Here is a 20,733-nt window from a genome sequence, read left to right as displayed (position 1 = left end):
CTCTGATATTTACTTACCGAAAATCTAACTTAACAACAAAATCTTTAGGCTCTCACCAACATGATTCATTACTCTAAATCACGCTTTAAATGGTGGGTCGTGCAGGATTCGAACCTGCGACCAATTGATTAAAAGTCAACTGCTCTACCGACTGAGCTAACGACCCATTTTTGCTGTTTCCAGTTATCCCCGGCAACGGCGGCTTATATTACTGACTTCTCAAAACTGTGCAACAAAAATTTTTATATTTAGTGTCTAACTGCCTGTTCTTTACCCATATTGCCTAATAAAATAGCCATTCTGGGTAAAGAACAGGCTGTTTATAGTCACAGAGGCACTATAAACCGGCTAAACGTTTCTCTGCCTGTTTTGCACTTGCGCTATTGGCATACAGAGAAATAATACGTTGATAAACTGCCTTAGCTTTATCTTTTTCGCCTTTCTCCTGCATGATAATGCCAACTTTCAACATTGATTCAGCAGCCTTCGGCGATTTTGGATAATCTTTTACCACAGAAGCAAAATAATAAGATGCATCATCTTTTTTGTTTTTGTTGTAATACAGTTGCCCCAGCCAGTAATTGGCATTCGGCTGATAACTAGACTTTGGATACTGTTTCACAAAACTTTGGAAAGCAGTTATCGCATTATCATATTGTTTTTTCTCAAGTGCCAACGTCACGGCATTGTCGTAATCTTGCTTCTCATTTCCGGTCGAGGCGGCAGCGGTTGCTGTTGTACCTGCCGGAGAGGTTGTTGCACTTGCAGAGGTATTGTTAGCTGGCGTTGCGGCAGAAGAACCTTTACTTCCCAGTTCATCAATCTGCTGCAAAATAATTTTTTGTCGTTCGACGATCTGATCTAACTGATACTGATTGGTTTGGATTTGACCACGCAGAGTATCAATATCTCTCTGCGAATCGGACAATTGCTGCTGCAATTGCGTTAGCAACTGTCCATGTGCGTCAGAAATGCGTTCAAGCTGAGTAATACGATCGTCAGTTGAAGCAGCAATAGCAGCCACGGGGGCTGCTATGCCAACCAGTAACGACAGACTTAATACATGATATCTGAAATTACGGTTCATGAGTTTCTCTTAGTAAACTAGTACGGCACGACGGTTTTTAGAATAAGCAGCTTCGTCATGGCCTAACACGGCAGGCTTCTCTTTACCGTAAGATACGATAGCGATTTGCTCACCAGATACACCTTTACCTTGCAGATACATTTTCACTGCACTAGCACGACGTTCGCCCAATGCGATGTTGTATTCTGGCGTACCACGCTCATCCGCATGACCTTCAACAGTCACTTTATAAGATGGGTTTGAACGCAGGAATGCAGCATGTGCATCCAGCATTTGAGCGAAGTCAGAACGCACGTCATAACGGTCGTAATCAAAGTATACGATGTTATTGCTTTGCAGCTGTTGCATAGTCAGACGAGCTTGTTCATCAGCAGATGAATAACCACCGTTACCATTGCTGCCGTTACCGCCCAGACCAGAACCACTGCCATTAGAGTCTTTATCACTGCTACTACATGCGGCCAGAGCCATAATAGGTAAAGCGATCAATAACCCTTTCAGCACTTTATTCAATTGCATTTTGTCGATCCTTTAATAATAAAATTACCATACATACTTAACATGCATCACAGGTACGGCGACCAGGCAGGGAATTTAACCTGACCTTCAGTTGCCGGAAGACGCGCTTTAAAACGCCCGTCGGTCGAAACTAAACGTAATACGCTACCCAGCCCTTCTGTGGCGCTGTAGATAATCATAGTACCGTTAGGTGCGATGCTAGGCGTTTCATCCAGGAAGGTATCGGTCAATACTTGCACCGCTCCTGTATCCAGATCCAATTTGGCGATATGCTGTTTACCGCTCGCTGAACTCACCATGGCCATAAACTTGCCATCCGGTGAAACGTCCGTATCTTGATTTTGAGCACCTTCCCAGGAAACGCGAACCGGCGTACCGCCGTTAATATTGACTTTATAAATTTGAGGTCTGCCACCTTGGTCTGAAGTATAGGCCAAAGTTTGATTGTCAGGATACCACGATGGCTCAGTATCATTACTGCGGCTACGGGTTATTTGAGTAATTTGGCTAGTCGCCAGATTCATGACGTACAAATTCAAGCTGCCATCTTTAGATAAGGCAAAAGCTAATTTTGAACCATCCGGTGAAAATGCTGGAGCGCCGTTATGCCGTGGGAAAGAAGCCACACGTTTAATTGCGCCGTTAGCCAGCGTTTGGATCACTAACTCAGAGCGACCGCTTTCAAAGGTCACATAGGCAATTTTACTACCGTCTGGTGACCATGCTGGTGACATCAGAGGCTCAGGAGAGCGATGCACCACAAACTGGTTAAAACCATCGTAGTCGGCAACGCGCAGCTCATGAGGATATTGACCACCCGCTTTACGTACAACGTAGGCAATACGGGTACGGAAAGCACCTTTAATGCCGGTCAGTTTTTCAAAGGTTTCATCACTTGCGGTATGCGCCGCATAGCGTAACCACTGTTTGGTTACTTTGTATTGATTCTGAGATAAAACCGTTGGTGAACCAGATGAAGTATCAACTAATTGATACGACACCATGAAACCACCGTCTGCACTTGGCTGAATCTGACCAACCACTACCGCATCAATGCCTAAAGCAGTCCAAGCCGCTGGTGTCACTTCAGAAACCGTGGTCGGTGATTGTGGGTTACGCGATGCCGCAAGAGGATTAAATTTACCGCTGTTTCTCAGGTCGGCAGCAATAATATCACTAATATTTTCAGGTGCTGCGCCAGTGCCAGTCCACTTAAACGGCACAACGCCGATAGGACGTGCAGAATCGACACCTTGGGTAATCTCGATTCTAACTTCAGCGTGTAATACGGATGCCCATAAAATCAGCAGCCCCATTGCTAATCGAAATGCATGCTTCATGTTTTCTCCCTTATCTAAGCCTTATGGCTGCGATAAATTGCTCATTTGTAACAAAGCGATAACCTTTAAACCCAACAAATATTGGTCATTACTAACCGTAAATCAAGTTTAAACGCTAATTCTCTTTATTTATCGTCCAATTACTCGGGTTTGAAATCGAGTAATGAGTTCTTAAACTTCTCATACACAGCTGTTGATGGCGGTTTCGGTATTTTTGCCTGACGGGCAGCAACCAGAGCTACCTGACAAAGTGCCGGATCGCCACCTTCGGCCTGAACGCTAAATAGTGTACCGTCCGGTGCCAATTTAATACGCAGCGTACAGGTTTTCCCCTTATACAGCTGCGCATCATAGAAATTTCGCATAATCGCAGACTGAATTTGCGATTTATAACCATCAATTTCAGGGCCACTTGCCCCTGCTTTATTACCACCACCGGATGCGCCATTTGCTGATGGTGCATTCTTATCTGAAGCTAAACCACCGAACAAATCATCAACCTGCTTAGCCGCTTCCGCATCGGCTTTTTTCTTGGCATCTGCCGCCTTTTTAGCGTCTGCGTCAGCTTTCTTCTTAGCGTCATCCGCGGCCTTTTTAGACTCAGCATCCGCTTTCTTCTTAGCCTCGTCAGCGGCCTGCTGTTTAGTTACCGCTTCCGCCTGTTTCTTGGCTTCAGCAGCAGCTTTCTTCGCATCGGCCTCAGCCTGTTTTTTAGTTTGCTCAGCTGCGGCAGCCGCTTGCTTCTGAACTTCCGCATCGGCTTTCGCTTTAGCTGCTTCAGCCTCGGCCTGCTTCTGGGCTTCCTGCGCTTTCTTCGCCGCCTGTTCAGCTTGTTTTTGCTGCTCAGCCTGCTTTTTCGTCACTTCCTGCGCCTGTAAACGATCTTTCTCTATCTGTTTTAAACGCTGTTGCTCTGCAGCCTGTTGCTGTTTAAGTTCTTCAGCTTGGCGGTCAGACTCTTGCTGCCTGAGTTTTTCAGCGCGTTTGGCGTCAGATTTTTGCTGCTGCTGGCGTTCAGCCTGCTGCGCCATTGCATTAGGGTCAACCATAACAGCATCAATAACAGCACCACCGCCTCCACCGCCGGTTAGGACATCTTTTTGCATAAAGGCACCGATCGCCAACAAGCCAATCACCAATATATGCAAAATAATCGAAACCATTACGGAACGGTTTAACTTATCTTCGTGCTCTGTAGCCTTTCCCACGCGCAGCTTCCAAAAAAACAATTAACTAACAAGACCATATGATTTGCGGGATGATCGCTCAACCACTAAATAGGCTGAGTCATTAATCCAACCGAAGTCACACCAGCGCGATGAAGCATATTTAACGCTTTGATAACTTCATCATATGGCACATCTTTTGCTCCGCCGATTAAAAATACCGTTTTAGGGTCTTCTTTTAACCGAGCCTGTGCCTCAGCTATGACCTGTTGTTCAGGAATTTGTTCAATGGTTTCATCCCCAACCTTCAGAGCATATTGACCAATGCCGGATACCTCAACAATCACCGGTGGCTTATTATCGGTAGAGACTGCTTTAGAATCAGACGCTTCCGGTAAATCCACATTAACGCTTTGACTGATAATGGGTGCCGTTGCCATAAAAATCAACAACAACACTAATAAGACGTCTAAAAGTGGAACAATGTTGATTTCGGCTGTTTTACCGGTACTACTACGCCGAGAAGTACGCTTATACGCCACGCTAGCCCCCTTACTTATTTAGTCTCTGTGGAGAATGCCTGACGATGGAGAATAGTGGTAAATTCTTCCATAAAGTTGTCGTAATTCTGCTCGAGCTTAAATACCCGCAGGCTAAGGCGGTTATGCGCCATAACGGCTGGAATCGCGGCAAATAGACCTATCGCAGTCGCGATCAAGGCTTCAGCGATTCCCGGAGCAACCATCTGTAGCGTTGCCTGCTTTACCGCACCCAAGGCAATAAATGAGTGCATGATGCCCCATACGGTACCAAACAGACCGATATAAGGACTAATTGAACCGACTACCCCGAGGAATGGAATATGATTCTCCAAATTCTCAAGTTCGCGATTCATCGAAATACGCATAGCGCGAGTCGCACCTTCAATCGCCGCTTCCGGGGCATGATTATTAGCACGATGCAGTCTGGCAAACTCTTTAAAGCCGGAATAGAAGATTTGCTCTGAACCGACTAATTCGTCACGACGTGCGTTGCTTTCTTGGTACAAGCGAGACAAATCGATTCCAGACCAAAATTTATCTTCAAATGCTTCAGCTTCACGTCTTGCCGTACTTAAAATACGGGTACGCTGAATAATGATTGCCCATGATGCGATCGAGAATCCGACCAAAATCAGCATGACAAATTTTACGAGTAAACTAGCCTCAAGAAACAGGCTCATGATATTCATGTCAGTCACTTCTTTAACTCCGCGACAATAGACTTGGGAAGCTTCATTGGCTTCATCAAGTGTGAATCAACACATGCTACTAACACATCTGCCTGGCTCAATAATTTACCATGCTGATCAAAAATGCGTTGTGCAAACGTAAGGGATGCCCCACCCATAGCCACAATTTCAGTTTCAATCTCCAGCAGGTCATCAAGACGAGCGGGAAAAATATACTCAACGGCCATGCGACGGACAGCGAAAGCGACATGCTCACTCAGCAATTGTTGCTGATTATAATTGTATTGGCGCAACATCTCCGTGCGCGCTCTTTCATAAAAGGCCACATAGCGGGCATGGTAAACCACACCACCCGCATCAGTGTCTTCAAAGTAGACCCGAACGGGCCATTTGAACAGCAAGTTACTCACAAATATTTCCAGCCAAACTGATAACTAACCGACTGATACTATACGCAAGAGAAAACCACTTGGGAATGGGGAGAATGGGTGAGAGCAAAAATAATTCTCAGTTAAGAAAACTGACGATTATTTTTGCCATGAATGAAATGCGCTTATGCTAAAAAATAGGCCAAGCCGGCAATCATAATTGCCATTGCAGGAAGTGGCGTAAAAAAGGCTTTCCATCGCGTTTTATGCGGTCGAAATCCAACCCCATGAACCATTCCGGTACAAATAGCCCACATGACTAAAAAGCTCTGCCATACCACAACAGTGCTGGTTTTAGCTGCAAAACGCGCAGGATCCCAGAACACGCAGAACGCCAGCGATAACGCTAATATTAAAGAAAGGGCCCGAAACGGGCCCTTATCCATAATAGCGTACAGTTTATTAAACACAGTACCCATTATTGTTCGTCTTTATTCCCGTTATTGGTCTCATACCAGACTGCACCAATTATGCCGCAGGCGCAAGCCAGTAATGTTCCAAGACTCCAGGCAAAATACCACATGATTTCGCTCCTTATGTTTATCAGTACAGTGAAGCGTGGTTGTCTTCGATATGTTTCTTATCAAGACGACCAAACATTTTCACGTAACACCAAATTGTATAAATCAGCATCAGTGGAACGAAAATCAACGCAACAAATGTCATCACGGTTAATGTCAGATGACTTGACGTCGCATCCCACATTGTCAGACTTACGTTCGGATTAATGCTTGATGGCATCAGGAACGGGAACATGGTGATACCCGCAGTAAAGATGACACATACAATCGTTAATGATGAAAACAGGAACGACAGACCACCGCTATTACAGCGAGAGGCAATGATGGTCAGTAATGGTAATGCAACACCTAATGCAGGCACCGCCCACAAAATTGGATAGTTGTTGTAGTTAACCAACCATGCTCCGGCCTGATGAGCCACTTCTTTATGCAGCGGACTTGACGGCCCAGTGTAATCCATAACGGAGGTAACAAGATAACCATCCATATAGTACACCACCCACACACCTGCAGCAGCGAAAGCAATCAATACAATTAATGCACAGATTTGCGTTGCTGCACGAGCACGCAGACGTAGTTCAGCCGTGGTCTTCATCTGTAACCATGCTGCACCCTGAGTCACTAACATCATCAGGCTAACAACACCCGCAATCAGCGCAAACGGATTCAACAGCTCAAAGAAACCGCCGGTATAGCTCAGACGCAGTAAGTTATCAACGGTGAAAGGTACACCCTGCAACAGGTTACCAAATGCAACACCGAAGACTAATGCTGGAACGAAGCTACCAATAAAGATGCCTGCATCCCACATGCTACGCCAGCGTTGGTCTTCGATTTTTCCGCGATAGTCAAAGCCCACCGGACGGAAGAACAATGCCGACAGAACTAAGATCATAGCAACGTAAAAACCGGAGAAGGCAGCGGCATAAACCATTGGCCATGCAGCGAACAGTGCACCACCTGCGGTAATTAACCATACCTGGTTACCATCCCAGTGCGGCGCAATACTGTTAATCATAATACGACGTTCAGTATTGGTTTTACCGATGATAGGAACAAGGATACCTACACCCATATCAAAACCATCGGTAATGGCGAAACCTACCAGTAACACGCCAACCAACAGCCACCAGATAAATCGTAATGTATCGTAATCTAACATTTCTGGACTCCTGTTTACCGTGTTTCTTGCGCTAATGCGGCGCTGCTTTGTTCAAAATGATAACGCCCTGTTTTTAGGCTACTCGGCCCTAAACGTGCGTATTTAAACATTAAGTACATTTCAGCAACGAGGAACAGCGTATACAGTCCGCAAATCAGAATGATTGAGAACCACAGATCGCCAGTAGTCAGCGACGATGTTGCTGCTGCAATCGGCAGAACATCAGCAATTGCCCATGGTTGACGACCATACTCAGCCACAAACCAACCGGCTTCACAAGCAATCCACGGTAGTGGAATACCATACAGCGCTAAACGAAGCAGCCATGGTTTTTCACCAATGCGGTTACGCGCAACGTGATAGACAGCCAGACCGATAATCAACAGCATCAGGAAGCCACAAGCAACCATGATACGGAATGAGTAATAAAGTGGTGCAACCTGCGGAATCGTGCTTTCTGCAGCAGCTTTAATTTCTGCCTCAGTGGCGTTGTTAATATCTTTCGCCTGAGTCTGTAACAGAATGCCGTATCCTAAGTCTTTCTTAGTCTGATCAAAGCTAGCACGTACGGCTGGGTCGGTATCCCCTGCACGCAGTTTTTCCAGCATTTGATAGGCTGTAATACCGTTACGGATACGTAGTTCATTCTCCGTCAACAGATCTTTAAGACCAGTAATTTCTTTATCTAAAGAACGAGTAGCAATAATACCCAGAGCATATGGAATTTCTATTGCATAGTTATTCTTCATCTCTTTTTGATCGGGAATACTGATGATATTAAAGGCCGCAGGGGCAGGTTGAGTTTCCCATTCAGCTTCAATAGCAGCCAGCTTCACGCGCTGCACGTCACCTAATTCATGACCAGACTCATCACCTAACAGAATAACTGATAGGACTGAAGCCAGACCAAAACAGGCAGCGATAGCAAATGAACGCTTGGCAAACGCTAAATCACGCTTTCTTAACAGATAGAATGCACTGATACCCAATACAAACATCGAACCGGTAACATAACCAGCAGATACGGTATGCACAAACTTAACCTGAGCAACTGGGTTTAACACCAATTCGGCGAAGCTGAGCATTTCCATACGCATGGTTTCAAAGTTAAATTCTGACGCAACCGGATTTTGCATCCAGCCGTTAGCCACCAGAATCCACAATGCAGAAAGGTTAGAACCTAAAGCCACAAACCAAGTTACGGCTAAATGTTGAACCTTACTTAAGCGATCCCAACCGAAGAAGAACAAACCAACCAGCGTTGATTCCAGGAAGAACGCCATCAGAGCTTCGATTGCCAGCGGCGCACCGAAGATATCCCCTACATAGTGAGAATAGTAAGACCAGTTTGTACCAAACTGGAACTCCATCGTTAGACCCGTGGCCACACCTAAGGCAAAGTTAATACCAAATAACTTGCCCCAGAATCTGGTCATATCTTTATAGATTTGTTTACCCGTCAGGACATATACCGATTCCATGACTGCCAACAAAAACGCCATACCTAGCGTTAGTGGGACAAACAGGAAGTGGTACATTGCCGTCAGGGCAAATTGTAATCGTGATAGTTCGACGATATCAAACATCTTGACTCCTTGCTCCTCAGGAAGACTCCAGATTTATACAACCAAACCTTCTGGTTATCTGGAAACCTTACACCCATTACTCACCAGTGGTGAATGCCTTTTAAAAAACTAAATTTACATCAATCGGAAAGAAAATTTTGTTTGCTGCATCAACTCTTCTAGTCGCTGGCCGTGCCTAAATATCAAACACTTCCGCGATGGTTAACCGCATCAACACATTTTACTTTAGTACCCTAATGACAGACTTTCGAATATTACGCTTCTAATCCCTTACAATAAATAGGTATTTCATAATAAAACAAGAATTGTGAACTCAAATCAAAAACGTCATGTCACGTACGAGAAGGAAAATTGATATAAAACAAATTTAGCCAATTACACCATAGATTAGATATTTTTCAATTCCATTTATCTACTATTTTGCCGATATATACTAAATAATCGACTCCACTTCCCCTTTTTCATCAACACTAATAACTTCAATATAACACCAATTTAACATTAAATGTTATTTGTTAAAAAGACGGTCCAAAAGCATAGCGATATATCGATAAAAGAAATGAAGCACCCATCAAAATATTATTTAATCATCCAAGGTGAAAAATAATGCTTTCCTACCCAGGACAAACTTTAGGTAAATTTAAGATGTAAAAAAGCCGCAAAAGCGGCTTTTTTACATCTCATCGCTATGACACTCTGAGATCACATTAAATCACTTTATCAACGACCTCAAACTGCATACGTAGCGCCGCTTCAACATCATCAACGCTAATTGACGACATCCCCAACGCTTCTTGCGCGGTTAACACTTGATGTAGTTCTTGATCTTGTAAAGGACGAGTTCCGTCGGTATACAACATGCTAGGAAACATCGCTACCGTTCGGGTCTTAACCGCAATAGCAATATGTAAAGGTCCGGTATCCCCGACTAACAGACATTCTAAAGCAGCGACTTTTTCTACCAATTGCTTCAGATTAGTTTTACCCGCTGAATTGGTTACCCTTCCCTCACGCTCGGCGACTAAAGACATCAGCCGGTTATTACGTTCAATTTCCCCCGGACCGCCCAGCAACTCCACATCAATATCAGGATATTTTGCTAACAGCCAACCAATAACCGCGGCAAAATTATCAATAGGCCAACAACGTTCTTCCGAAGAGGCACCTAAATGAATTCCCAACGTCCGGCGATCTTTTCTTTCCGGCGTAAAGGGAACCGGAATGACCATATCCAGCGAGGGGATATCAATACCGATATGCTCTAGCAAGCCTGATTTTTGATGAATAATAGGAATATTGACGCCGCGATGATCGTAATTGACAGAAAGAAAACGATTCAGGGCAAAGGTTTTTCTGCCTAAATAATCATTGTAATAAACGTCTTTGATAATAATTCTGGAGTGTGCCAGCGTTGCCAAAACAATATCGTAAGGTGAACGAGAATGTAGAATAAATGTCGCATCAAGTTTTTTACTTCTTAGCGCTTTCCCTAACCGCAGTACATCATTGGCTTTACCATCCCAATACACAATTTCATTGAACATACTGCTGCCTTCCACTAACAAGGCATTGCGCTTATGTACCACCATGATAATTTTAGCATCGGGATATTTATTTCTAATAGCCACTATCGCTGGCGTGTTAAGCAAAAAATCCCCTAACGCAGTAGTAGAAAAGATCGCAATAGTTTTCAGATCGCGTAAATCGGAAGGTTGAATAAATCTTTTTACTTTAAAGCCCGTAAGCTGATAAGCGCTAATAAAAAGTCCCGCTAACCGCTGTTTCAATAACTTACTCATAGCACACCATACAATTAAATCCCTGACCGGGCTGATTGCGGTTAAATATCGCTTATACCGCCCCAATTAACGGAATTATAAACAAAAGTGCAGCAAGAAAGATAAGTTTTATCTTGGTAAGCCATTACAGCTTTGGCAAATTAACGATAATAGTGGTTCAGAACAACAAATTTACCCATAAAAAAAGCCGCATAAGCGGCTTTTTAACTAAAGGCTGAAATTAATTAATTTCAGCCGATGCTTTCTTTGCTGAGTGCGGCTTTCCCGCCAACGCAGCCTTAACGGCATCACCGATATCCGCTAAACTACGTACGGTACGGACACCTGCGGCTTCCAGCGCAGCAAATTTCTCATCTGCTGTACCTTTACCACCGGCAATAATCGCACCCGCGTGCCCCATCCGTTTACCTTTCGGTGCCGTTACGCCAGCAATATAGCCGATAACCGGTTTGGTAATATGATGCTTGATATAGTGCGCCGCTTCTTCTTCCGCAGAACCACCGATTTCACCGATCATCACAATCGCTTCAGTTTGCGGATCTTGCTCAAACAACTTCAGAATATCGATAAAGTTAGAACCCGGAATCGGGTCACCGCCGATACCAACACAGCTTGACTGACCAAATCCGGCATCGGTCGTTTGTTTGACGGCTTCATAGGTTAAAGTACCTGAGCGTGAAACAATACCGACATTACCCGGCTTATGGATATGGCCTGGCATAATACCAATTTTACAGGCTCCCGGCGTAATCACACCCGGACAGTTTGGCCCAATCATGCGCACACCTAACTGATCAACTTTCACTTTCACCGTCAGCATATCCAGAACCGGAATACCTTCAGTAATACAGATAATCAGTTTAATACCCGCATCGGCCGCTTCCAGAATCGAGTCTTTACAAAACTGTGCAGGAACATAGATCACCGAAGCTGTTGCGCCAGTCGCCTCTACCGCTTCACGCACGGTATTGAAAACCGGTAAGCCTAAGTGCTCAGTACCGCCTTTACCCGGCGTCACACCGCCAACCAGTTTAGTGCCGTATTCCAGCGCCTGTTGAGAATGGAAAGTCCCCTGACTGCCGGTAAAACCCTGGCAAATCACTTTAGTATCTTTATCAATCAGAATGGACATTATCGAACCTCCCCACCAGCAACGGCAACAACACGCTGCGCGGCATCAGTCAGGCTGGCAGCGCCAATGATATTCAGGCCACTTTCGCCCAACTTCTTCACACCCAGTTCAGCGTTATTTCCTTCCAGACGAACCACCACTGGAACCGTTACGCCAACATCTTCAACCGCACTGATAATACCATCAGCAATCAGGTCACAGCGGACAATACCGCCAAAAATGTTAACGAATACCGCTTTCACTTTCTCATCGGACAAAATAATTTTGAATGCTTCACTCACGCGTTCTTTGGTTGCACCACCGCCAACGTCAAGGAAGTTAGCCGGCTCACCACCGTGAAGTTTCACGATATCCATGGTACCCATCGCTAAACCAGCGCCGTTTACCATACAACCGATATTACCGTCCAATGCGACATAGTTTAGTTCCCACTCTGCCGCATGAGCCTCACGCTCATCTTCCTGAGTCGCATCACGCATTTCACGCAGTTCTGGCTGACGATAAAGGGCGTTATTATCAATATCCAGTTTGCCATCCAGACAGATCAGCTCACCGGCTTTGGTCACCACCAGCGGGTTAATTTCCACTAATGACAGATCACATTGCAGGAACAGATTGCCCAAACCAACAAAGATATTGGTAAATTGATTAACCTGTTTGCCAGTTAAGCCCAGCTTAAACGCCAACTCTCTGCCTTGATAAGGCATAGCGCCAGTAAGTGGATCCAGCGTAGTTTTATGAATCAAATGCGGCGTTTCATGCGCCACCTTCTCAATTTCTACACCGCCTTCAGTAGAAGCCATAAAAACAACACGGCGTGAGCTGCGATCGATAACCGCGCCCAAATAAAGTTCACGATCGATATCTGTCGCGCTTTCAATCAAAATCTGATTAACCGGTAATCCAGCCGCATCCGTTTGATAGGTCGCTAAACGCTTGCCTAACCAATGGTCAGCAAACTCGCGAATTTCATCTTTGGTTTTCGCCAGCTTAACACCACCAGACTTACCACGCCCGCCGGTATGCACCTGACATTTTACTACCCAAGGACCCTGACCGATTTTATCTGCTGCATCGACGGTTTCCTGGGCCGTGCTACAGGCATAGCCTGTTGGTACCGGTAAGCGATACCGAGCAAAAAGCTGTTTTGCCTGATACTCATGTAGGTTCATGATGTTCTATCCATTAATTTTGTAGGGATGAAAGAACTGCGCCTCTCGACACTCCAGATGTCGCGCTATGGCGATACTAAGCTCGAAAACACACTCATTCTGATCTGTACTCTTATTTACCAATGAAAAAAGGTACCCATCATTTTTACTTAGTTTTGTTGTATAGCCGCCAACCGCACGGCTATACAACATGTGGTGACTAATGCTTAACCGGTCTTATCCTAAACGTCCAGTAGCAGACGAGTCGGATCTTCCAGCATATCTTTAATTGCCACCAAGAAACTTACCGACTCACGTCCATCAATCAAGCGATGGTCATAAGATAGTGCTAAATACATCATTGGTAAAATCACAACTTGACCATTAACCGCCATCGGACGGTCTTTAATCGCGTGCATACCCAAAATGGCACTTTGCGGTGGGTTAATAATTGGTGTAGACATTAATGACCCGAAAACACCACCGTTAGTAATCGTGAAATTACCGCCAGTTAAATCTTCTACGGTCAACTTACCATCACGGCCTTTGACCGCGAGATCCTTAATACTCTTTTCAATTTCAGACATGCTGAGTGAGTCAACATCACGTAATACTGGCGTTACCAGACCACGCGGTGTAGATACAGCAATACTGACATCAAAATAGTTGTGATAAACCACATCTTCGCCGTCGATAGATGCGTTCACTTCCGGGAAGCGTTTCAGTGCTTCGACCACCGCTTTCAAATAGAACGACATGAAGCCTAAACGTACACCATGGCGCTTCTCAAACTCATCACCATATTGCTTACGCAGATCCATGATAGGTTTCATGTTCACTTCATTGAACGTGGTCAGCATCGCGGTACTATTTTTCGCTTCCAGCAAACGCTCGGCAATACGCTTACGCAGGCGCGTCATCGGTACGCGTTTCTCACTACGATGCGCTAAAGAAGCTGCACTATCGGCTTTAGCTGCCGCTTTAGCGGGCTGCTGCGCCAAATGCTGAGTGACATCTTCACGGCTAATACGACCACCCACACCAGAACCTTTAATGGTATTCGCATCCAGACTATGTTCAGCGATCAAACGACGCACTGCCGGACTTAAGGCATCATTGCTGCCCTCTTCCAGACTCGCGGTCTGACGTTGGGCCGGTGTAGATGCGGTAGCTTGCGCTGACTCAGTAATCTGCTGGCCGGTAATATCTGCCGGACGTAAGCGTCCTAATAGCTGGCGAGACGTAACCGTCGCACCTTCTTCTTCCATAATGTCGTCCAGTACCCCGGACTCCAGAGCAGGCACTTCTAACACAACTTTGTCCGTTTCTATCTCAACCAAAACTTCATCACGCTCAACGCTGTCACCGGGTTTCTTATGCCATGTTGCAACAGTGGCATCGGCAACGGATTCAGGAAGGTCTGGAACGAGAATATCTATGTTACTCATTGTTTTTCCTTATTCATTTTACGTTAAGCGCATCTTCAACCAGTTTCTTCTGCTGTTCCTGGTGTACGGACATATAACCCACTGCAGGTGAAGCAGAAGCCGGACGACCCGCATACTTCAGGGTAGCGCCTTCCGGAATCACTTCGCGGATATTATGTTGACTGCAATACCAGGCTCCCTGATTCAGCGGTTCTTCCTGACACCAGATAAAATCTTTTACGTGAGCATAGTCACTTAGTGCCGCTTGCATTGCCTGATGTGGGAACGGATACAGTTGTTCAATACGAATAATTGCCACATCGCTCTGACCATTAGCGCGACGTTGTTCCAACAGATCGTAGTAAACCTTACCTGAACACATTACCACGCGTTTTACCTGCTTCGGATTCAGATTATCAATTTCCCCGATAGCCGGTAAGAATGTCCCATTAGCCAGTTCATCCAGTGAAGAGATAGCCAGCGGATGACGCAACAGCGACTTCGGTGACATCACCACCAGTGGGCGACGCATACCGCGTAACGCCTGACGACGCAGCATATGGTAAACCTGTGCAGGAGTAGATGGTACGCACACCTGAATATTCTGTTCTGCACACAGTTGCAGATAGCGTTCTAAGCGTGCGGATGAGTGCTCTGGCCCTTGGCCTTCATACCCATGAGGTAGTAGCATAACCAAGCCACACATGCGGCCCCACTTCTGCTCACCAGAACTGATAAACTGGTCGATAACCACTTGAGCACCGTTGGCAAAGTCACCAAACTGCGCTTCCCAAATCGTTAAAGTACGTGGTTCTGCTGTTGCATAACCATACTCAAAGGCCAACACACCGGCTTCACTCAATACTGAGTCCCAGACCTGGAATTCACTCTGACCATTATGAATATTGGCCAGAGGAACATAATATGAGCCATCTTTTTGGTTATGAACTACCGCATGACGATGGAAGAAGGTTCCCCGTCCGGAGTCTTCACCGGAAATACGTACTGGCGTATTTTCATCAACCAGCGTGGCATAGGCCAGATTCTCGGCGGAACCCCAATCGAATGGTTTTTCGCCTTCAGCCATCAAAGCACGGTCTTCATAAATTTTTGCGACGCGCGGGTGAAGCTCAACACTCTCCGGAACCTGACTAATACGACGGGCAAGATCCTGTAGGCGTTTCACCTCAACGGTATTTGGATACGCTTCATCCCATTCATGGTTCAGATAAGGCGCCCAAGACATTGAGTGCGTATTTATTGGACGCCACTCGTCAACCACACACTCTCCGCGATCCAACGCATCACGATAGAGATTGACCATTTCGGTCACTTCTTCTGCGGTAACAACATTATTCTCAATCAAGCGATCGGCATACACTTTACGTGGTGTAGGCTGTTTCTTGATCTTGGTGTACATCATCGGCTGGGTTGCACTTGGCTCATCCGCCTCGTTGTGACCATGACGACGATAGCAAAGCAAATCGATCATCACATCACGCTTAAAGGTATTACGGTAATCCAGCGCTAAACGGGTAACGAAAGCAACGGCTTCAGGATCGTCCGCATTAACGTGGAAGATAGGTGCCTGAATCATTTTGGCAATGTCGGTACAGTATTCAGTAGAACGCACGTCCTGAGGGAAAGAGGTGGTAAAACCAATCTGGTTATTAATCACAATCCGCACGGTTCCACCCACTTCATAGGCGCGAACCTGAGACATGTTCAACGTTTCTTGCACAATACCCTGACCGATAACCGCCGCATCACCGTGAATGGTGATAGGTAGCACTTGGTTGCTACTGCCGCTGGCATTCAATCTGTCACGGCGTGCTCGTACGGAACCAATGACCACCGGACTCACAATTTCCAGATGCGATGGGTTAAACGCCAGCGTCAGGTGAACCATCTTACCGTCGGTTTCAAACTCAGATGAAAAACCCTGATGGTATTTAACGTCACCAGTACCCAGATGCTCTTTATGGATACCAGCAAACTCATCAAATAAGTCTCCCGGGCGTTTACCCAGCAAGTTGATAAGTACGTTCAACCGACCACGGTGTGCCATACCAAGAACAACTTCTTTGGCATCGCTACGGGCAGCATGACGAACCATCTCTTTCAACATTGGAATTAACGCATCGCCCCCTTCCAGAGAGAAGCGTTTAGCACCAGGGAACTTAGCACCTAAATAGCGCTCCAGACCTTCTGCCGCGGTTAATTCTTTCAGAAACTCTTTCTTCTCTTCTTTGCTGAAATGACCAACGCCCATCACGGACTCAAGACGTTGCTGTATCCAACGCTTCTCTTCCGTATTGGTAATGTGCATATATTCTGCACCGATGGAGTCACAGTAGGTTTGCTTCAGCGCCTGATAAAGATCCGCCAGCTTCATGGTCTCTTTACCGATGGCGAAAGAGCCAACGTTAAAGGTTTCCTGCATATCTTCTTCAGTTAAATTATGGTAGGCAGGATCAAGCTCGAGGACGGGCTCTTTATAGCGAAGTTTAATGGGGTCAAGGTTGGCATTTTGGTGGCCGCGAAAGCGGAATGCGTTAATCAGCTGAAGTACTTTAACCTGCTTAGCATCATTCTCAGGATCGCTAACGTTAGAAGTATAACGTTTGGAATCTTTTGCTAACCGACGGAAATAGTCACGGGTGGTTGAATGAAATTGCTCTGGACTAAGTACATCAGTAGGCAATTTATCAAAAATTTTTCTCCAGCTCTCATCAATAGAATCTGGGTCTATCAGGTAATCTTCATAGATTTGCTCTATATAAGATTGGTTTGCACCAGCAAGGTAGGAAGAGTCTAACCAAGTCTTTACGCCGTTCTGCATTATGACCTCTTAAGCTTCATGCTTCAGTGTGTGTTTGCGATATGAACTCGCCACTCTCTTTAACACGTTGTTACTAAAAGCCTACAAGCCTATCGATAATTGACTGTCAAAAGAGAGCTGTTCGATTCACTTTCATCCAGCACTTGTAAAACTATTGTAGTTACTACGTCCGCCTTTATTAATATCAGATATTCCTGCTGAGCATAACCCTTTGTGATATCAAATTGTTATGACTAAAAAGCAACCAACCATGATATTAAATCAACGAGGTATAACCTGCTCTTTCTGCATCGGGGTTGCAACATCCCGATTCGAAGTGTCCATGAGTATAGAAGCCTCATTTTACAAATACAATTCAAATAAAAACAGATTGATAACAATTTCCCCAAATAGTGACAGCGATCACAACCACAAAAAAACCATTAAAAACAATAAGTTTATGTGAATCGCGTCAGCTAATATGTTAATTAATTGCTAACCCAATATTAAATTGTAAAAAAAAAGTAAAATTGCTCTTCACGATGGTCTAAATTTATGCAACTGTATTAGATAGTTAATCATAGGAAAGGCAATTGAGGTGTTACTGCTAAAGCATTGCCAAACTCCCATAACCTGAATTATAACTGGAGACAATCATGGCTATAGAAAGAAAAGCGACGTTAGTCTTTGATGACGGTAAGCGTATTGAACTACCCATATTATCTGGTTCGCTAGGTGAAGACGTTTTAGATGTCAGAACCTTGGGTTCCAAAGGGCTTTTTACCTATGACCCTGGTTACCTTTCTACCGCATCCTGTGAATCAAAAATTACGTTTATTGACGGTAATGAAGGGGTTTTATTACATCGCGGCTATCCAATCGCCCAGTTAGCCAAAAATTCTACTTATTTAGAAGTTTGCTATATTCTCTTATACGGTGAAACCCCAACGCCGAAAGAGTTTGATGACTTTAAAAATATCGTCAATCGCCATACCATGATTCATGAACAGATTACCCGTCTGTTCCAGGGTTTCCGTCGTGACTCCCACCCAATGGCGGTGCTATGTGGTGTAACAGGTGCATTAGCTGCGTTCTACCACGACTCGCTGGATGTTCATAATGAGCGCCACCGTGAAATAACGGCATACCGTTTGCTGTCGAAAATGCCGACGGTGGCAGCCATGTGTTACAAATATTCTGTCGGTCAGCCGTTTATGTATCCGCGCAATGACCTCTCCTATGCAGCCAACTTCCTATATATGATGTTTGCCACCCCGTGTGAAGACTATGTGGTGAACCCGGTAGTTGAGCGCGCCATGGATCGCATCCTGATTCTGCATGCCGACCATGAACAAAATGCTTCTACCTCTACCGTCAGAACCGCGGGCTCTTCCGGTGCGAACCCATTTGCCTGTATTGCTGCCGGTATCGCTTCTCTATGGGGACCAGCCCACGGTGGTGCCAACGAAGCCTGTCTGAAAATGCTGGAAGAGATTGGTACCGTCGATCGCATTCCTGAATTTATCGCCAGAGCTAAAGATAAAGATGACCCATTCCGCTTAATGGGCTTCGGACATCGGGTATATAAAAACCACGATCCACGTGCAACCGTGATGCGTGAAAGCTGCCATGAAGTGTTAAAAGAACTCAATCTGAGCGATGAACTGCTGGATGTCGCCATGGAGCTGGAAAAAATCGCCCTGAATGACCCGTACTTTATCGAGAAAAAACTGTATCCAAACGTGGATTTCTACTCTGGTATTATCCTGAAAGCGATCGGCATTCCGACCACCATGTTTACCGTGATCTTTGCCATTGCACGTACTATCGGCTGGATTGCTCACTGGAATGAAATGTACACCGACGGCATTCGTATTGCCCGTCCGCGTCAGCTTTACAATGGCTATACTGAACGAGAGTTCCACTCTCAGATCCCTAAGCACCAAAATAAGGCTTAGTCGCCTGAGTAAACTTGATGTTATTCATCATCAAAAAAATCCGGGAATAATCCCGGATTTTTTATATCAGCATATCCATTATTTCAGCGTCGTCTTATCACCATGTTTCCAGTGTCGATGATAGCCATCCACCATACTTCTGAAGGTTTGGGTTGGCGTATCACCCGTGGTACACAAATAAATATGCCCGCAAATGAACAGCAGCCCGGCTATCGCCAAAATAAAATGGGCTTTCAGCATCCAATAGCCATAACCCAGAACGTCAGGGAACAGGCACAGAAACCCGCTAATCAACAATAGCGGTAACAAGCCGAACATCACACCAATATAGGCCAATTGTTGTAGTGGATTAAACTTACTGGTTACATCTGCGGCAAAAGGATGAGGTTCACCTTTCATAATGCCATACAGATAAAATCGGGTTTGCCGGACGCTGCGCGCAAGCAGTCCACGCCACTGAATACGATAATGCACACCGTTGCGACTGAATAAATTGATGATGATAAAACCTAACCAAAACACCAATAAAATATAGCCACAGATCTGGTGTAGGGTCACCATCGCAACAATATTACCAATAGCGAAATGCCCTAACAGACCGCTTAATAACAGTAAAATAAACAGCAAAGCATTTCCCCAGTGCCAACAACGAATTGCTTTGGAATAGAGATAAGCTCTCTCCTCACCTGCTGGATGTGTGGGTGGAGTCAGCCAGTAACGCAGCAAACCATGCAGTATCAACACAGCCAATAACCCGACCACCATCATTCCGGCAACGATCAACCAAACCGGCCAGTAGTCCGGCGTATAGCGTAATTCAGCTCCCCATATGCTATTCATATTTGGTCTCCTGATGAATTTCTCTGCGACGGAACAAGCTGGGCTTCCCGACTTTGTCCAATTGATATTGATAAGCGTCATACTGCTGAATCCAGCGCTGAACCTCCGGTTGATTTGCCCGACCAAAATGCAATGCATCCGTTGGACAAACACTGACACAAGCCGGTTCAAGCCCCTGAGATAAACGACTATCAGAACAGAAATTACATTTATCTGCTGCCAGCGTTTGAGGATTCAGATAACGCACCTGGTAAGGACAGGCAGCGATGCAATAATCACAGCCAATACACTTTTTGTTATCCACCTGAACAATGCCATTTTCATCACGATAAGAGGCACCGGTAGGACAGGCGGAGACGCAAGGAGCATCTTCACAATGTTGGCAGGAAACGCGGAAAAACTGGAAATGCATCCCCTGTTTACTCTCTTCAGGGCCCCGTATCTGCACCTGAAGACGACTGTAGCCCTCGGGAATATCATTGATAACTTTACATGCCACGGTACAAGCCTGGCAGCCTATGCAGCGTTTTTCGTCATGTAGCATGACATAATGATTCATATTCAT

General features: G+C 45.3%; 19 protein-coding genes and 1 tRNA gene. 1 reads left to right on the top strand and 19 read right to left on the bottom strand.

Annotated features, from left to right (window positions below):
* Window positions 1-90 precede the first annotated feature (90 nt).
* The 17 genes from EL341_RS06590 to sucA form a co-directional block, all read right to left on the bottom strand.
* A tRNA-Lys gene (locus EL341_RS06590) sits at window positions 91-166 on the bottom strand.
* A gap of 171 nt (window positions 167-337) precedes the next feature.
* Entirely contained in the window at window positions 338-1,087 is a 750-nt protein-coding gene (cpoB, locus tag EL341_RS06585) for a cell division protein CpoB (protein ID WP_047780669.1), read from the bottom strand.
* Window positions 1,088-1,096: 9 nt separating this feature from the next.
* Window positions 1,097-1,606, bottom strand: a complete 510-nt coding sequence (gene pal / locus EL341_RS06580; protein ID WP_074821015.1) for a peptidoglycan-associated lipoprotein Pal — start codon at window positions 1,604-1,606, stop codon at window positions 1,097-1,099.
* Window positions 1,607-1,653: 47 nt separating this feature from the next.
* Window positions 1,654-2,946 carry a Tol-Pal system beta propeller repeat protein TolB gene (gene tolB, locus EL341_RS06575; protein ID WP_126467388.1) on the bottom strand — a complete coding sequence of 431 codons (1,293 nt, stop codon included), beginning with the start codon at window positions 2,944-2,946 and terminating at the stop codon, window positions 1,654-1,656.
* A gap of 140 nt (window positions 2,947-3,086) precedes the next feature.
* Window positions 3,087-4,154, bottom strand: coding sequence for a cell envelope integrity protein TolA (gene tolA, locus EL341_RS06570; RefSeq protein ID WP_126467386.1), 1,068 nt, complete (start codon window positions 4,152-4,154; stop codon window positions 3,087-3,089).
* 65 nt (window positions 4,155-4,219) lie between these two features.
* Complete coding sequence (gene tolR / locus EL341_RS06565) at window positions 4,220-4,654, bottom strand: colicin uptake protein TolR (RefSeq protein WP_047780665.1); 435 nt, start codon at window positions 4,652-4,654, stop codon at window positions 4,220-4,222.
* A gap of 14 nt (window positions 4,655-4,668) precedes the next feature.
* Complete coding sequence (tolQ, locus tag EL341_RS06560) at window positions 4,669-5,352, bottom strand: Tol-Pal system protein TolQ (RefSeq protein WP_047780664.1); 684 nt, start codon at window positions 5,350-5,352, stop codon at window positions 4,669-4,671.
* On the bottom strand, window positions 5,349-5,753 hold the full coding sequence (ybgC, locus tag EL341_RS06555) for a tol-pal system-associated acyl-CoA thioesterase (protein WP_047780663.1): 405 nt from the start codon (window positions 5,751-5,753) through the stop codon (window positions 5,349-5,351). Before ybgC ends, tolQ begins: the two co-directional genes overlap by 4 nt.
* Window positions 5,754-5,896: 143 nt before the next feature.
* Window positions 5,897-6,190: a cyd operon protein YbgE gene (gene ybgE, locus EL341_RS06550; RefSeq protein ID WP_047780662.1), complete on the bottom strand. Its 294-nt coding sequence runs from the start codon at window positions 6,188-6,190 to the stop codon at window positions 5,897-5,899.
* Complete coding sequence (cydX, locus tag EL341_RS06545; protein ID WP_053007558.1) at window positions 6,190-6,294, bottom strand: cytochrome bd-I oxidase subunit CydX; 105 nt, start codon at window positions 6,292-6,294, stop codon at window positions 6,190-6,192. Before cydX ends, ybgE begins: the two co-directional genes overlap by 1 nt.
* 20 nt (window positions 6,295-6,314) lie before the next feature.
* A complete protein-coding gene (gene cydB, locus EL341_RS06540; RefSeq protein WP_126467384.1) occupies window positions 6,315-7,454 on the bottom strand; it encodes a cytochrome d ubiquinol oxidase subunit II in 1,140 nt (379 codons plus the stop codon).
* Window positions 7,455-7,468: 14 nt separating this feature from the next.
* Complete coding sequence (gene cydA / locus EL341_RS06535; RefSeq protein WP_047780660.1) at window positions 7,469-9,040, bottom strand: cytochrome ubiquinol oxidase subunit I; 1,572 nt, start codon at window positions 9,038-9,040, stop codon at window positions 7,469-7,471.
* 707 nt (window positions 9,041-9,747) lie between these two features.
* Window positions 9,748-10,839: a glycosyltransferase family 9 protein gene (locus EL341_RS06530; protein WP_074821012.1), complete on the bottom strand. Its 1,092-nt coding sequence runs from the start codon at window positions 10,837-10,839 to the stop codon at window positions 9,748-9,750.
* 220 nt (window positions 10,840-11,059) lie between these two features.
* Window positions 11,060-11,971, bottom strand: a complete 912-nt coding sequence (sucD, locus tag EL341_RS06525) for a succinate--CoA ligase subunit alpha (RefSeq protein WP_047780658.1) — start codon at window positions 11,969-11,971, stop codon at window positions 11,060-11,062.
* Window positions 11,971-13,143, bottom strand: coding sequence for an ADP-forming succinate--CoA ligase subunit beta (sucC, locus tag EL341_RS06520; RefSeq protein ID WP_074821009.1), 1,173 nt, complete (start codon window positions 13,141-13,143; stop codon window positions 11,971-11,973). Before sucC ends, sucD begins: the two co-directional genes overlap by 1 nt.
* 221 nt (window positions 13,144-13,364) lie before the next feature.
* The gene (gene odhB / locus EL341_RS06515; protein WP_074821007.1) at window positions 13,365-14,570 is read right to left on the bottom strand and encodes a 2-oxoglutarate dehydrogenase complex dihydrolipoyllysine-residue succinyltransferase; all 1,206 of its coding nucleotides are present in this window, start codon (window positions 14,568-14,570) and stop codon (window positions 13,365-13,367) included.
* 13 nt (window positions 14,571-14,583) lie between these two features.
* Window positions 14,584-17,391, bottom strand: a complete 2,808-nt coding sequence (sucA, locus tag EL341_RS06510) for a 2-oxoglutarate dehydrogenase E1 component (RefSeq protein WP_047780655.1) — start codon at window positions 17,389-17,391, stop codon at window positions 14,584-14,586.
* A 635-nt stretch (window positions 17,392-18,026) separates the two neighbouring features.
* On the opposite strand from sucA, the gene EL341_RS06505 reads away from it, so the two are divergent.
* Window positions 18,027-19,328, top strand: a complete 1,302-nt coding sequence (locus EL341_RS06505) for a citrate synthase (RefSeq protein WP_074821004.1) — start codon at window positions 18,027-18,029, stop codon at window positions 19,326-19,328.
* A gap of 78 nt (window positions 19,329-19,406) precedes the next feature.
* Here EL341_RS06505 and phsC read toward each other — a convergent pair whose 3' ends face one another.
* Together phsC and EL341_RS06495 are read right to left on the bottom strand one after the other, a co-directional pair.
* Window positions 19,407-20,168 (bottom strand): thiosulfate reductase cytochrome B subunit, encoded by a 762-nt coding sequence (gene phsC / locus EL341_RS06500; protein ID WP_047780653.1) that lies wholly within the window; start codon window positions 20,166-20,168, stop codon window positions 19,407-19,409.
* Complete coding sequence (locus EL341_RS06495) at window positions 20,161-20,733, bottom strand: 4Fe-4S dicluster domain-containing protein (RefSeq protein WP_074821001.1); 573 nt, start codon at window positions 20,731-20,733, stop codon at window positions 20,161-20,163. Before EL341_RS06495 ends, phsC begins: the two co-directional genes overlap by 8 nt.

It is taken from the genome of Pragia fontium (genome assembly GCF_900638655.1).
Taxonomy (GTDB): Bacteria; Pseudomonadota; Gammaproteobacteria; order Enterobacterales; family Enterobacteriaceae; genus Pragia; species Pragia fontium.
Note: the sequence above shows the minus strand (reverse complement) of the source record. Positions and strands in the feature narration are given on the sequence as shown.